The sequence below is a fragment of the Vreelandella halophytica genome, from assembly GCF_968193635.1.
In genome coordinates this window covers 2,492,810-2,505,466 of record NZ_OZ309107.1, presented here as the reverse complement: position 1 = coordinate 2,505,466, position 12,657 = coordinate 2,492,810, and the positions used below count along the sequence as shown (strand labels likewise).

Here is a 12,657-nt window from a genome sequence, read left to right as displayed (position 1 = left end):
AACATAGGCGTTGCGCTAAAAAAGCTTCGAAAGTAGCGCCGTCACGGCGGTTTCCACCCGCAGGATGCGAGGTCCCAAATGGATTCCCTCGCAGCCTGCCCCCAGCAGTTTTTCGACCTCCCAGGGTATGAACCCGCCTTCCGGGCCGACCAGCAAAAGCGTTGGGTCGGTAACATCGCGTGGGCAGGCATCGCGCATGCCCGGATGGGCCAAAAGACCGTGGTGCTCGGCTAAAAGCGTCGGCAACCGGTCTTCTAGAAAAGGTCTAAACCCTTTAGCCAGCGAGATTTTCGGCAGGATCGTATCCTGGGTTTGCTCCAGGCCTAGAATGAGGTGCTGATGTATTTTGTCCGGTGTGAGTTCCGGCGACTGCCAGTAGCTTTTTTCCACGCGTTTGGTGTGCAACAGGGTGAGGTGTTTGACCCCCAGCGCCGTCACGTGCTCCAGGGTGCGCGCCAGCATACGCGGGCGTGGTAGCGCCAATACCAGGTGAACGGGAAGCGGCGGGGGCGGCGTTTGCGAAAGCGTCGTCACCTTGAACACCGCGCGCTTCTCGCTTAATTCCAAAAGTACCGCCTTGCCCACGCAACCGCCGAGCACGCCGACAGTGAACTCGTCGTTCACTTGGGCGCGGTGAACGCGCGTCAGGTGTTCCAGGCGGCGGGTGTCGGTCAGGGTAGCGCGCCAGTCGGCGCCAAGCTCGTCGGGGGCAAGCAGTATCAGGTTCATGGGGCTCATCGAAATAGGGCTGGATAAAGCGCCGAGTGCAGGTTGTCGCCTCACTTGGCTTGCATGCGTGCGCGTTGCAGGCACAATACCAGCAACGGCGGCAAAAGCCTTTACCGCGTTTAAGGAGATGCGCTGTGCGCGTGATTCGCAAATATGCCAACCGGCGATTGTACGATACTCAGCAAAGCCGGTACGTAACGCTTGAAGACCTGCGGCGGTTGATTATCGACGAAGAGCCATTCCGCGTCGAGGACGCCAAAAGCGGTGAGGACCTGACGCGGACGATTCTGTTATCGATCATCATCGAACAGGAGCAGGCCGATAATGATTCCGAGGTTTTTTCCAACGATCTTTTAGCGCAGCTGATTCGTGTCTACGATATGTCGTCGCCGCTGCCGCTGTCGCGCTATCTGGAGCAGGGCACTCAACTGATGCTGCAGCAGCAAAAGCGGATGCAAAACCAGTGGCAGCAAGCGCTCAAAAACTCGCCCATGGAGCTAATGCGCGAGCTTGCCGAGGAGAACATGCGTTTTTGGCAAAGCGCGCTGAATAAGCCAGGGCCGGCGGATGACGACAATGATAACGAGCGCTCCTAGCGCCACGCTACAGGTTTGCTGTGGCATAATGCGCCCAGGTAACGCATCCGCTCGATAAGGAAAGACATGAACGTTTTGATGATAGGTGGCGGCGGGCGAGAGCACGCCCTGGCGTGGAAACTCGCGCAGTCGGCACAGGTAACGAAGGTGTTCGTCGCGCCCGGCAATGCGGGGACTGCCCGGGAGCCCTCGCTTGAAAACGTGGCCATCGAGGCCACCGATATCGATGGCCTGCTGGCGTTTGCCCAGCGTGAAAACATCGCGCTGACCGTCGTGGGGCCCGAGGCGCCACTGGTCATTGGCGTGGTGGACCGCTTCCAACAGGCCGGGCTTGCCATTTTCGGCCCTACCCAGGCGGCGGCCCAGCTCGAAGGCTCCAAATCCTTCACCAAGGATTTCCTCGCCCGCCATCAAATCCCTTCCGCTGCCTATCAAACCTTTACCCGGGTCGACGACGCGCTCGACTACCTGGCCGAGGTCGGCGCACCGATCGTCATCAAGGCCGACGGCCTGGCCGCGGGCAAGGGGGTGATCGTTGCCATGAGCGAGGCGGAAGCCACGGCGGCGGTTCGCGATATGCTCGAAGCCAACGCCTTCGGTGATGCCGGCGCGCGGGTGGTCATCGAGGAGTTTCTCGAGGGCGAAGAAGCGAGCTTTATCGTCATGGTCGACGGCGAGAACGTCGTACCCATGGCCACCAGCCAGGATCATAAGCGTGCCTTCGACGGCGATACCGGCCCGAATACCGGCGGCATGGGCGCCTACTCGCCGGCACCGGTGGTCACACCGGAGATCGACGCGCGAATCATGGAGCAGGTGATTTTGCCCACGGTGCACGGCATGCGCGATGAGGGCAACGCCTACACCGGGTTTTTGTACGCAGGCCTGATGATCGACGAGGCCGGCAACCCGAAAGTGATCGAGTACAACTGCCGCTTCGGTGACCCGGAAACCCAGCCAATCATGATGCGCTTGACCTCTGACTTCGCCGCGCTTTGTTTGGCCGGGGCGAAAGGCGAACTGGCCGGTTTTGAGTGCCACTGGGACAGCCGCGCTGCGGTGGGCGTTGTGATGGCTGCGGGCGGATACCCCGATAGCTACCGCAAGGGGGATGTCATTACCGGGCTTGACGAAGCGGATACGCGACACTGCAAGGTCTTCCACGCCGGTACCGCGCAAAACGAGCAGGGTGAAATCACCACCGCCGGTGGGCGTGTGCTGTGCGTCACAGCGCTTGGCGAGAGCGTGCTGGAAGCCCAGGTTAAGGCCTATCTGGGCGTCAAGCAGATTCACTGGCAAGATGTCGAGTATCGTCGCGATATTGCGCACCGGGCCATCGCACGCGAGCAGTCACGCTAATTTTACAGCCGTTTATCAAGGAGTGAGCTATGGAGCGCGTCACGCTGGATTTCCCTGAGGCAGCGATTATTCACCGCCACTCCTTGTCGGTGCGCATTACGGACATGAACTACGGTCGTCACCTGGGCCACGATGCGCTGGTGGGGCTGATCGCCGAGGCGCGCGCCCAGGCGTTGGCCGCACTTGGGTTCCCGGAGTGGGATCTGGCGGGCTATCCAAGTGTCGTGGCTGATTTGACCGTGCTTTACCAGCGTGAGGCGTGCTTCCCCGAGGTGCTTTCGATCGAAACCGCCGTTCCCGAGCCCGAAGGCAAGGCCCTTGTGGTGTATCACCGGGTTTTGAATGCGCAAGACCAGCGCGTCGCGACGGCCAAACTCACGCTGATGCTGGTCGATACGGCCGCCCGGCAAACCGTCGAGGTGCCCGCAGAGGTCAAACGTGCGCTCGCCCATGCCCGAGGTCTCTAATGTCGCGTGAGTATCCGATTATTGCGATCACCGGCTCGTCCGGGGCGGGCACGACCACGGTCCGGCGAAGCTTCGAGCGCATGTTTTTGCGCGAGGACATCCACGCGGCGATCGTCGACGGCGACGCCTTTCACCGCTATACCCGTGATGATCTGCAGCGTATTTTCCGCGAAGAGCCGGATCGCAAGGACGAGCTCTCGCACTTTGCCGTCGAGGCCAATTTGCTCGACCGCCTGGAGGGGCTTTTTGCCGAGTACGGCGAGCACGGCTCGGGCACCTTTCGCCACTATATCCACGCCGAAGACAAGCAGAAGATCGAGGCCGGTTACCGCGTCGGTACTTTTACCGAGTGGCAGTCGCTACCCTGTGGGACGGATCTGCTTTTCTACGAGGGGTTGCACGGTGGCCTGGTAACGCCGGAGTACGATATCGCTCGCCATGCCGACCTTTTGATCGGCGTGGCGCCCACCATGAATCTCGAGTGGATTCAAAAGATCGACCGCGATACCAAGCTGCGTGGCTACTCTCAGGAGGCGGTGATCGATACGATCTTGGGGCGTATGGACGACTACGTTCGTTATATTCAGCCGCAGTTTTCGCGCACGCACATCAATTTCCAGCGCGTACCCACGGTGGATACCTCCAACCCTTTCGAGGTGCAGGATATTCCCACCGACGCGGAGTCCTTCGTGGTGATTCGCTTTCGCGACCCTTCCACGGTGGACTTTCCCTGGCTTTTGGCCATGGTCAAGGACGCCTTCATGACGCGCCCGCACACCCTGGTGGTGCCCGGGGCGAGGCTGTCGCTTGCCATGGAGCTCATTTTGGCACCGCTACTGCGCCATTTGCTGGCACAGCGGCGCTTTCGCTAAGCAAGCGCACGGTTCGTTAGCAACGCCTCATCGTTCAATACGTCAGTCAATCGACTTGGCCGCGAACAACACAGTCAACGAATAACAGGAGCACGTCATGGAGTGTCTTTTCTGCAAGATCATCAATCGCGAAATACCTGCCGATATCGTTTATGAAGACGAGCACGTGTTGGCGTTCAACGATATCGACCCCAAGGCGCCCACCCATCAACTGATCATTCCCAAACAGCATATCGCCACCTTGAACGATATCGAGCCGGATCACCTGGCCGTCGTCGGGCGGCTTCAATATACCGCAGCTCGCCTGGCCAAAGAGCAGGGGTTTGCCGAAGACGGCTACCGCGTGGTGATGAACTGCAACGCCATGGGCGGGCAGACGGTCTATCATATCCATATGCATTTAATGGGCGGACGGCAGTTTACCTGGCCGGCCGGTTAACGCGCGCGACAGGATCAAACGAGGTCATGCCAATGCGGGAACGCCACTTGAGCCGATCGGATCGGTTTATTTCACATATCGATAGCGCGCTGCGCACGCTGATTCCCAATACCCAGGGAGCGCAGCGCGCCAATCCCTCGGCTTTGACCCCTGAGGCGGCGCTTAGCGAGCTGGAGCGTCGCCACGCGGCCAGTACGCTACGGGTGCTGCATGTGGCCACCGCCGGGGTTCAAGGGCTATGCCAGGGGCAGGTAGGGCTTATCATGCTGCCCAAAGCGCGCCAGCAAATCGACCACTCCCAGCGCGAGGCAATCGATCATCTTGCGTGGTGCCAGCAGCGTCTCGAGCAACTCGAAAGCCGCACCAGCTACTTTATGCCGGTTTACTATGGGGCCGGGGTGGGGCTTGGGATCATGACCGGTTTGATCAACGACCGCTTCGGTCTGGGCATGGTAGCGGCGGCCAAGGAGCTGATCGGCCGTCAAGTGACCGAGCAAATGGCGTATCTGCCTGCCGAGGATCATCGCTCCCGCACGCTTATACGCCAGGTTGCCTCCGACAACACCCACCACGCCCAGTTGGCGATCGAAGCGGGCGGTATGCGCTTTCCCGCGCCTCTCAAGTGGGGGATGGGGTTGCTGGGCACTACGTCGCTCAAAAAGGCGCGCTATACCTGAACGGCTTGACGAACCGCACTGGTTGGCCAATTCTAAAGAGTGTGAGCATACGCTTTAACGTGGCTCAACCGGGCTACGTTAAAAAACGCATAGGCACCCGCTGGCGCGAGCGGCGGCTTCAGGGATGCAAGCCGGTTGGAAGGCACCGCAATAAAGGAGACGTAAAATGCTGGGTAACGCACTGCTTTTTTTGATTATCGCGATCATCGCCGGGGTACTCGGTTTTTCCGGCATTGCCGGGGTGGCCTCTACGATTGCCCAGGTACTGTTCGTACTCTTTTTGATCCTTTTTCTCGTTTCGCTGTTTACCGGCCGGCGCCGATAGCGCGCTGGGTGCAGGTATAAAAAAAGCCCCTTTACAGGGGCTTTTTTGTGCCACGACTTCGTACAAAAAACCGGTGCTCAGGCGTCGATACGCTTGTACTTCATCCGCTTGGGCGTGTCGTTGCCGACGCGTTTTTTGTGGTCTTCTTCGTAGTCGGTGTAGTTACCGTCGAAGAACACCACTTCCGATTCGCCTTCGAAGGCCAGGATGTGCGTAGCGATCCGGTCCAAAAACCAGCGGTCGTGAGAGATCACGATCGCACAGCCCGGGAAGGCGAGCAGTGCCTCTTCCAGGGCGCGTAGGGTTTCGATATCCAGGTCGTTCGATGGCTCATCGAGCAGCAGAACGTTGGCGCCTTGCTTGAGCGTTTGCGCCAACTGCAGGCGACCGCGTTCGCCGCCGGAAAGCTCGCTGAGGCGTTTTTGCTGGTCGTTGCCCTTGAAGTTGAAGCGACCCACGTAGGCGCGGGAGGACACCTCGTAGCCGTTGATGTTCAGGATATCCTGACCATCGGAGACGGCTTCCCAGACGGTCTGTTTGTCGTCCAGAGCGTCGCGCAGCTGTTCGACGTAGGCGATATCGACCGTGTTACCGATGACCACTTCGCCTTCGTCGGGCTGCTCTTTGCCGGTGATCAGCTTGAACAGCGTCGATTTACCCGCGCCGTTGCCGCCGACGATACCAATGATCGCGCCCGGCGGTACGGTAAAGGAAAGATCCTGGTAGAGGAGCTTGTCGTCGAAGCGCTTGGTCACGTTGTGAAACTCGATGACCTTGTCCCCCAGGCGCGGGCCGGGTGGAATATAGATCTCGTTGGTTTCGTTACGCTTTTGGAAGTCGCCGGACTGCATTTCTTCGAAGCGGTTGAGACGCGCCTTGCTCTTGGCCTGACGGCCCTTGGCGTTACTGCGTACCCACTCGAGTTCCTGCTTGATCGCTTTCTGGCGCGAGGCTTCCTGTTTGGCTTCCTGGGTCAGGCGCTGCTCTTTTTGCTCGAGCCACTGGGAGTAGTTGCCTTCGAAAGGAATGCCCTGGCCGCGGTCGAGCTCGAGAATCCAGCCCGCCACGTTGTCCAGGAAGTAGCGGTCGTGGGTGATCGCCACGACGGTGCCGCTGTAGTCGTGCAAAAAGCGCTCGAGCCAGGCCACGGACTCGGCGTCCAGGTGGTTGGTGGGCTCGTCGAGCAGCAGCATGTCCGGGTTGGAAAGCAGCAAGCGGCAAAGGGCGACACGGCGGCGCTCACCGCCGGAGAGAGTGCCTACTTTCGCCTCCCAGGGCGGCAGGCGAAGGGCTTCGGCGGCCACTTCCAGCTTGCGCTCGATGTTGTGCGCGTCCGCGGCCTCGATCATGTTCTCCAGGCGCGCCTGCTCGCTTGCCAGGGCGTCGAAGTCCGCGTCGGGCTCGGCGTAGGCTGCGTAGACTGCATCGAGTTTCTCCTGAGCGGCTTTTAGCTCGCCCAGGGCCTCTTCGACGGTGTCGCGAACGTTTTTCTCGTCGTCGAGCTGCGGCTCCTGAGGGAGGTAACCCACGTTAATGCCAGGCATCGGGCGAGCTTCACCTTCAAACTCTGTATCGACACCGGCCATAATGCGCAGCAGTGTGGATTTACCCGCGCCGTTCAAACCCAGCACGCCGATCTTGGCGCCAGGGAAAAACGACAGCGAGATATCCTTGAGAATTTGTTTTTTGGGCGGCACGACTTTGCCAACCCGGTTCATGGTGAATACGTATTGCGCCATGGAAATCCGTTAGGTTGTTGAACAGGGTGATCAAAAAAAGATGCGGGCGTAAATGATAGTGCCCTAAGCGAGTAAAGGCCAGAAAGAGGGCGGCCAACATGATCGCTTAGTGCCGTGAAGACGCTAAAAGGGCGCTCTTGCCCTAGTCGTTCCAGTCGTCTTCGATAGCCCGCTTGAGATTACGCTCTTCAAGCCAGGCCTCTACCTGGCGGCGTGCGCGCAGGGTATCGCCCTTGCTGGGCTTTTGCTTGCCGTACTGCTCGTCGTTGACCGCATCCAGGCTTTCGAAATCGTCGGCCTCTAGATTTGCAGTGCTAAACGTATCGCGATTCAAGGGGTCACGGCTCATGAGATGCCCTCCAACCCAAGCCGGCGTACCGGCGTTTTATAGGCTTAGCGCTAAACGTTGGCTAAGCGCCCAGCGCACCACTGCGCTTAGGCGCTGTATAACGCCGCTTGGATTGAAGTTCAAGCTTTAAATGCAGGCGGGGTGGATCAGGCGCTTTCCTGCTGTTTTTGCAGATCAGAAAGGGCCCGTTGGGCTTCGACGCGCTCGGAGACGTCTTTTTGAACGCCGACGCAATACATCAGGTTATCGCTTTCATCGAATACCGGCGTGATGGAGAGCTCGTTCCAGAACATGGTGCCGTCCTTGCGGTAGTTGCGCAGCACCTCGCGAGAGGGGCGACCGCTTTTGAGCGCCTCGCGGATCCGGTCAAGGGCGTCCTGGTCGCGGTCATCGTTTTGCAGAAAGCGACAGTCCCGATAAAGAATTTCATCGGCGGTGTAGCCCGTCAGGCGTTCAAAACCTTTATTGACATAGATGAGAATATTTTCATCGCCTTCCTGCTCGGACACGACGATGCCGTCGTCGGATGCATCTACAATGCGCTCGAGTAATTCAGGGTTGATTAAAGGAGATCGTTTCATAAAAAATCCTGTTGCTAATCGCTCTTCCGTTGCCATGGCGCTGTACGTCAGCGCGGGAATCAACGGTACTTAAACACGCCAAACAGCATTAACATAGGCAGCAACGCTGGCGGTGGCAAATTATCCTCTCTTATCCAATGAGCAGGCACGCCAATGCGCGCCTGGGAGGGCTCATTCGACCTCGGGCAGCCGGTAGGCGCTGAGTATGGCGCAAAATGCCGTGAATGCCAGTACGAGCAGCAGTAGGGCACTGCCTAGCCACTGCGCCAGTGCGCCCACCAGGCCCCCCACGGCAAGCATCAAGACACCGGTCAGCGTATTGGAGAGCGCCACGTAAAGCGCACGATTATCCTGATTGGCGATATCGACCAGGTAAGTCTTGCGGCCAAGGCGCACGCCATGGTGAATGATCACCAGCAGCGCATAGACGACGGCGTAGGGCACGATGCTTTGCGTCCATTCACCGCCCACCCACACAAGGCTTGCGCCCAGCAGGCAGCAAAGCGTCGTGCCCAGGGCGGCGTAGCCCATGACGCGGCGGCTGGATTGGTCGGCAAGCCTGCCCCATACCGGGCTGGCAACCATCGCTGCCAGCCCCGATACGACGACCAAAAAGCCCAGACTGCCCAGGCCGGTACCGCTTTGCTGTTGGCCGAGCAGCGCGATGTAGGGTAGCGCCAGGGCGCTCGAGAGCAATAACGCGCGGGAAACGTTGAAGTGTAAAAAGGTGCGGTCGGTTTTTAAAAGCGAAAACCCGTACTTGATGCTCTGCCAGGCATTTTCTCCGCCCTCTACCGCGCCGGGTTCTTCCTTGATGCGCGCCACGCAAAAGGCGTTGAGTAGCCAGCCAAAGGCTGCGACGGCGAGCAGCGTGGCCAGCGCCCACTGGCCGGGGCTTTCGTTAAACAGCATCAGTACGCCGCCGGCGGCGAGGGTGGCGGCGCCGGCGACGCTACCGCTATAGCCCATGAGCGTGCCGCGGCGGCGTTTGGCGATGGTTTTACCCATTACATCCTTGGTGGCAATGGAAGAAATGCCCCGGGCGAGTGAAAGCAGCACCAGCACGCCGAGCACCAGTGCCCCACCCAGCGAGCCACTGCCCCAAAGGGCCAGTAACGCTAAACAGAACGCGCACACCCCTTGAAGCACGGCCCCGGCGGCCCATATCCATTTGCGCCTGGGTTGGGGCCTGATGAAACCGGCCACGAATATCTGCGGAAGCAGGGCGCCGGCTTCACGGATGGGAACCAAAAACCCGACCATCCATATCGGCGCGCCCATGAGGCCCATGAGCCAGGGGAGCACCAGCCGTGCGCTCGAGAGCTCGTCGGCCAGCTTATTGCCTAGCGCTGCAAACAGATGCAAAAAGAAGTTGCGCGGCTGCTCGTGGCACGCCTGTTCCGGTATGTCCTGACACATTCGGCTATCGTCATCGCCGGTCAACCATTCGAATAGTCGGGTTTGGGAAATGGGCTGCTCGGCCATCGCGGTTCCTTGGCAGTTATTAATACAAGGTGCCAGAATGCCGTTTTATCACCGCAGGTTAAAGCACTCGAGGCCGACACAATGCCGCGACTACATATCCGCTACTGCACGCAATGTCAGTGGCTTCTACGCAGTGCCTGGTACGCTCAGGAGCTTCTTTCAACCTTTGGCGAGCAGCTCGATGAAGTGGCGCTGTCGCCTTCCCACGGTGGCACGTTCGAGATCTGGTGCGACGACGAGTTGATCTGGGAGCGCAAGCGTGATGACGGCTTCCCGGATAGCAAGGAACTCAAAAAACGCGTGCGCGACAGGATCGACCCGGCCCGGGATCTTGGGCATATCGACCGATGAATCAGGACCGCCAGGCAATCGCATTCGGGTTAGGGGCGGTTGCGCTTTGGTCGACGGTGGCGACGGCCTTCAAGGTAGCGTTGGGTTATATGAGCCCGCTGGAGCTTATGTGGATCGCCGCGCTGGTCTCCTGGATACTGATGGGGGCGCTGGTCATCAAGCGTGGTCACATTGGCAAGCTGCAAAGCGGGTGGAAAACCGCGGCCTGGGCCGGGCTGATGAACCCGGTGGCCTATTACCTGGTACTGTTTGCCGCCTACGACCGTTTGCCAGGCCAGGAGGCCATGGCGCTCAACTATACCTGGGGGCTGGCCATGGCACTTTTGGCCGTGCCCCTTCTGGGCCAGCGCTTGACGCGATGGGACGTGGCGGCGGGCGGCGTGGCCTACGCCGGTGTGTGGGTCATTGCAACGCGCGGGCAGGTTTTCAATCTGGCGTTCGAAGATCCGCTGGGCGTCGTGCTGGCGCTTTGTTCCACGCTTATCTGGGCGCTTTACTGGCTTTTGAACGCCCGCGATGCGCGGGAGCCGTTGGTCGGTCAGTGGCAAAATTTTAGTATTGGCTTGCCAGTGCTGACGTTTCTACTACTTTTAGGTCCGGGGGTGCAGTGGCACGGCTTGCCTGCATTGGGCGCCGGTGTCTACGTCGGCCTTTTTGAGATGGGGATCGCCTTCATATTCTGGCAGGTGGCGGTGCACAAGGTGTCGCGAACGGCCAAGGTGTCCAACCTGATTTTTCTCTCGCCGCCGGTATCGCTTTTGTTGCTGCACGTGGTCGTGGGAGAGCCGCTTTTGGTATCTACTTTCGCGGGGCTTGGGCTGATTTTAGGCGGTCTTGCCTTGCAGCAGGTACAAAGTGGTGAAAAAGACTGATTAAAAGAACGTGTTTTTTAGATTCTTATTGTAAAGTTTTGTGACTTTTGTTCTGATATGTTGCCTTAATCGTTAATGCTATTAACTTAAGCCAGGTTATCGAGGCTGCTCTTTCCGGTCGTAGAATCATAAGCCAAGCGCCAGATCTTGACGCCGCGCAACAAACAGGTGCCGGAGAAGTGGCAGAGTACGCCACGATGTCATCGCAAGAGTTTCATCGTAAGAGTGGAACGCTCAACAGGGATCCATGGATATGAAAGACAACGTAACAATGAAATTAAAGTATCTGTTTTCAGCGCGTGCGTTTCGCCCCATTACGTTAACAACGCTTGCGTGTCTGCCGCTTTCTGCGCTAGCGCAGTCGCTACCTGCCAGCCTCTACGCGCCGGGGTCCACGGATTTGCCGAGCGCCATTCAACAAACCATCATCACCAACCCGCAGGTCAACGCGGCCTGGGCGAATTTCAACGCGTCGGCAAGCGATATCCGGGCCGCCCAGGGTGGTTACTTGCCGACGATTGATGTGCGCGCCGGGGTAGGGCGTCAGGACCGGGAAAACGACGGGCGAGGCAGCTACAGCAGCGATTTTGCCGAGCTGACGCTGTCGCAAATGGTCTTTGACGGTTTTGCGACCCGCAGTGACGTGGAGCGCCTGGACCGGGCCCGCCTGGTCGCTTATTTCGAGCTTTTGGGCGCAAGCGAAGAGGTCGCGCTCGAGGCATTTGGCAGCTATATCGACGTCCTTCGCTATCGTGAGCTGGTGCGCCTGGCCCAGGATAATTACCGCCAGCACCAGCGCGTTTTCGGTCAGATCGAAGAGCGCACGCTTTCCGGCGCCGGGCGCGGGGTCGACCTGGAGCAAATCAGCGGCCGTCTGGCGCTCGCCGAATCCAACCTGATGTCGGAAGCGTCCAATCTTCACGATGTGACCGCGCGCTATCAGCGTGTCGTCGGTGAGCTTCCCGCGCAAAACATGACGCCGGTACCTTCGCTGGCGGCGGATTTGCCGGCGGATGTAGCTCAGGCCGTTAGAATGGCCTTCGAAGGTAACCCGGATTTCCAGGCGGCGATGGAGAATATCGCCGTGGCCCGTGCCGAGCAGGAAAGCGCACGCGCCGGTTATATGCCGCGCCTGGATATTCAAGGACGTACCGGCACCAATAACGATGATAATCTCACCGGGCGTAGCGACGAACACAGCATTCAGCTCGTGGCGAGCATGAATCTTTACCGGGGTGGGGCGGACCGGGCAACCTTCGACGCGGCCGCTTCGCGGATCGAACAGGCGCAGAGCCAGCGCGAGCTTGCCTGTACCAACGTGCGCCAAACCACACAGATCGCCTATAACGATACCCAGCGTCTGCGCGAACAGCTTAGCTACCTCAACGAGCACCGTCAGTCCATTGACCGCGTGCGGGGTGCCTATCAGCAGCAGTTCGATATCGGTCAGCGCACCTTGTTGGACGTTCTCGACAGTGAGAACGAGTACTTCGAAGCCAGCCGCGCCTACGCCAACGCCGAGTTTGATTTGACCCTTGCTCACGCGCGTACACTGGCGTCGATGGGCCAGCTCATGCAAACCCTCAACGTGACCCGTGACGACATCCCAAGCCTTGCGGAGCTCGACTATGAAGGTACGACGCTAAGCTCCGCCGATACCTGTGCCGTTAACGGCCCCAGTGGCTTTACGCTTGAAGACTTTACACGGGGTATTTCGGCCTCTTCCACGGATTACCCGACGGCGTATCCGGCAGAGTAACCAGCGCCCAGCGCTAATCCTTTGTACGTATGGCCGGTACACTGCACACCCCGCCGT

At 59.2% G+C, this 12,657-nt stretch carries 15 protein-coding genes; 10 read left to right on the top strand and 5 right to left on the bottom strand.

The window, feature by feature from the left end; genetic code table 11:
* Nucleotides 1–15: 15 nt before the first annotated feature.
* Nucleotides 16–729 carry a 16S rRNA (uracil(1498)-N(3))-methyltransferase gene (locus tag ACWHXT_RS11540; RefSeq protein ID WP_447955945.1) on the bottom strand — a complete coding sequence of 238 codons (714 nt, stop codon included), beginning with the start codon at nt 727–729 and terminating at the stop codon, nt 16–18.
* A 134-nt stretch (nt 730–863) separates the two neighbouring features.
* Between ACWHXT_RS11540 and phaR the strand changes: the two genes are divergently transcribed.
* From phaR to ACWHXT_RS11505, 7 genes are all read left to right on the top strand, one after another.
* A complete protein-coding gene (gene phaR, locus ACWHXT_RS11535) occupies nt 864–1,325 on the top strand; it encodes a polyhydroxyalkanoate synthesis repressor PhaR (protein ID WP_447926457.1) in 462 nt (153 codons plus the stop codon).
* 66 nt (nt 1,326–1,391) lie between these two features.
* Complete coding sequence (gene purD, locus ACWHXT_RS11530) at nt 1,392–2,684, top strand: phosphoribosylamine--glycine ligase (RefSeq protein WP_447955944.1); 1,293 nt, start codon at nt 1,392–1,394, stop codon at nt 2,682–2,684.
* A gap of 29 nt (nt 2,685–2,713) precedes the next feature.
* Nucleotides 2,714–3,151, top strand: a complete 438-nt coding sequence (locus tag ACWHXT_RS11525; RefSeq protein WP_447926455.1) for a thioesterase family protein — start codon at nt 2,714–2,716, stop codon at nt 3,149–3,151.
* Nucleotides 3,151–4,023, top strand: a complete 873-nt coding sequence (locus ACWHXT_RS11520) for a phosphoribulokinase (protein ID WP_447955943.1) — start codon at nt 3,151–3,153, stop codon at nt 4,021–4,023. The genes ACWHXT_RS11525 and ACWHXT_RS11520 overlap by 1 nt, the downstream gene beginning before the upstream one ends.
* A gap of 97 nt (nt 4,024–4,120) precedes the next feature.
* Nucleotides 4,121–4,462, top strand: a complete 342-nt coding sequence (locus tag ACWHXT_RS11515; RefSeq protein ID WP_447926453.1) for a histidine triad nucleotide-binding protein — start codon at nt 4,121–4,123, stop codon at nt 4,460–4,462.
* 47 nt (nt 4,463–4,509) lie between these two features.
* Nucleotides 4,510–5,139 (top strand): 3-demethoxyubiquinol 3-hydroxylase, encoded by a 630-nt coding sequence (locus tag ACWHXT_RS11510; protein WP_447955942.1) that lies wholly within the window; start codon nt 4,510–4,512, stop codon nt 5,137–5,139.
* 166 nt (nt 5,140–5,305) lie between these two features.
* Entirely contained in the window at nt 5,306–5,464 is a 159-nt protein-coding gene (locus tag ACWHXT_RS11505; RefSeq protein WP_447893793.1) for a DUF1328 domain-containing protein, read from the top strand.
* A 77-nt stretch (nt 5,465–5,541) separates the two neighbouring features.
* Here the strand turns inward: ACWHXT_RS11505 and ettA are convergent, their stop codons facing one another.
* The 4 genes from ettA to ACWHXT_RS11485 all read right to left on the bottom strand — a co-directional run bounded on the left by ettA (nt 5,542) and on the right by ACWHXT_RS11485 (nt 9,618).
* The gene (gene ettA / locus ACWHXT_RS11500; protein ID WP_447926451.1) at nt 5,542–7,203 is read right to left on the bottom strand and encodes an energy-dependent translational throttle protein EttA; all 1,662 of its coding nucleotides are present in this window, start codon (nt 7,201–7,203) and stop codon (nt 5,542–5,544) included.
* A 142-nt stretch (nt 7,204–7,345) separates the two neighbouring features.
* Nucleotides 7,346–7,552 (bottom strand): PA3496 family putative envelope integrity protein, encoded by a 207-nt coding sequence (locus tag ACWHXT_RS11495; RefSeq protein WP_447529291.1) that lies wholly within the window; start codon nt 7,550–7,552, stop codon nt 7,346–7,348.
* Between the two features lie 146 nt (nt 7,553–7,698).
* Nucleotides 7,699–8,133, bottom strand: a complete 435-nt coding sequence (locus ACWHXT_RS11490; RefSeq protein ID WP_447926450.1) for a PAS domain-containing protein — start codon at nt 8,131–8,133, stop codon at nt 7,699–7,701.
* 171 nt (nt 8,134–8,304) lie between these two features.
* Nucleotides 8,305–9,618: an MFS transporter gene (locus ACWHXT_RS11485; RefSeq protein ID WP_447955941.1), complete on the bottom strand. Its 1,314-nt coding sequence runs from the start codon at nt 9,616–9,618 to the stop codon at nt 8,305–8,307.
* An 81-nt stretch (nt 9,619–9,699) separates the two neighbouring features.
* Between ACWHXT_RS11485 and ACWHXT_RS11480 the strand changes: the two genes are divergently transcribed.
* From ACWHXT_RS11480 to ACWHXT_RS11470, 3 genes are all read left to right on the top strand, one after another.
* Entirely contained in the window at nt 9,700–9,969 is a 270-nt protein-coding gene (locus ACWHXT_RS11480) for a SelT/SelW/SelH family protein (protein ID WP_447926448.1), read from the top strand.
* Nucleotides 9,966–10,841 (top strand): DMT family transporter, encoded by an 876-nt coding sequence (locus ACWHXT_RS11475; protein WP_447955940.1) that lies wholly within the window; start codon nt 9,966–9,968, stop codon nt 10,839–10,841. Before ACWHXT_RS11480 ends, ACWHXT_RS11475 begins: the two co-directional genes overlap by 4 nt.
* A 253-nt stretch (nt 10,842–11,094) precedes the next feature.
* Nucleotides 11,095–12,600, top strand: a complete 1,506-nt coding sequence (locus tag ACWHXT_RS11470) for a TolC family outer membrane protein (protein ID WP_447955939.1) — start codon at nt 11,095–11,097, stop codon at nt 12,598–12,600.
* The last annotated feature ends 57 nt before the right edge of the window (nt 12,601–12,657 follow it).

Coding starts and splice junctions, on each gene's coding strand:
- ACWHXT_RS11540 (WP_447955945.1), bottom strand. CDS start 729: ATGAACCTGATACTGCTTGCCCCCGACGAGCTTGGCGCCGACTGGCGC.
- purD (WP_447955944.1), top strand. CDS start 1,392: ATGAACGTTTTGATGATAGGTGGCGGCGGGCGAGAGCACGCCCTGGCG.
- ACWHXT_RS11525 (WP_447926455.1), top strand. CDS start 2,714: ATGGAGCGCGTCACGCTGGATTTCCCTGAGGCAGCGATTATTCACCGC.
- ACWHXT_RS11520 (WP_447955943.1), top strand. CDS start 3,151: ATGTCGCGTGAGTATCCGATTATTGCGATCACCGGCTCGTCCGGGGCG.
- ACWHXT_RS11515 (WP_447926453.1), top strand. CDS start 4,121: ATGGAGTGTCTTTTCTGCAAGATCATCAATCGCGAAATACCTGCCGAT.
- ACWHXT_RS11505 (WP_447893793.1), top strand. CDS start 5,306: ATGCTGGGTAACGCACTGCTTTTTTTGATTATCGCGATCATCGCCGGG.
- ettA (WP_447926451.1), bottom strand. CDS start 7,203: ATGGCGCAATACGTATTCACCATGAACCGGGTTGGCAAAGTCGTGCCG.
- ACWHXT_RS11495 (WP_447529291.1), bottom strand. CDS start 7,552: ATGAGCCGTGACCCCTTGAATCGCGATACGTTTAGCACTGCAAATCTA.
- ACWHXT_RS11490 (WP_447926450.1), bottom strand. CDS start 8,133: ATGAAACGATCTCCTTTAATCAACCCTGAATTACTCGAGCGCATTGTA.
- ACWHXT_RS11485 (WP_447955941.1), bottom strand. CDS start 9,618: ATGGCCGAGCAGCCCATTTCCCAAACCCGACTATTCGAATGGTTGACC.
- ACWHXT_RS11480 (WP_447926448.1), top strand. CDS start 9,700: ATGCCGCGACTACATATCCGCTACTGCACGCAATGTCAGTGGCTTCTA.
- ACWHXT_RS11475 (WP_447955940.1), top strand. CDS start 9,966: ATGAATCAGGACCGCCAGGCAATCGCATTCGGGTTAGGGGCGGTTGCG.
- ACWHXT_RS11470 (WP_447955939.1), top strand. CDS start 11,095: ATGAAAGACAACGTAACAATGAAATTAAAGTATCTGTTTTCAGCGCGT.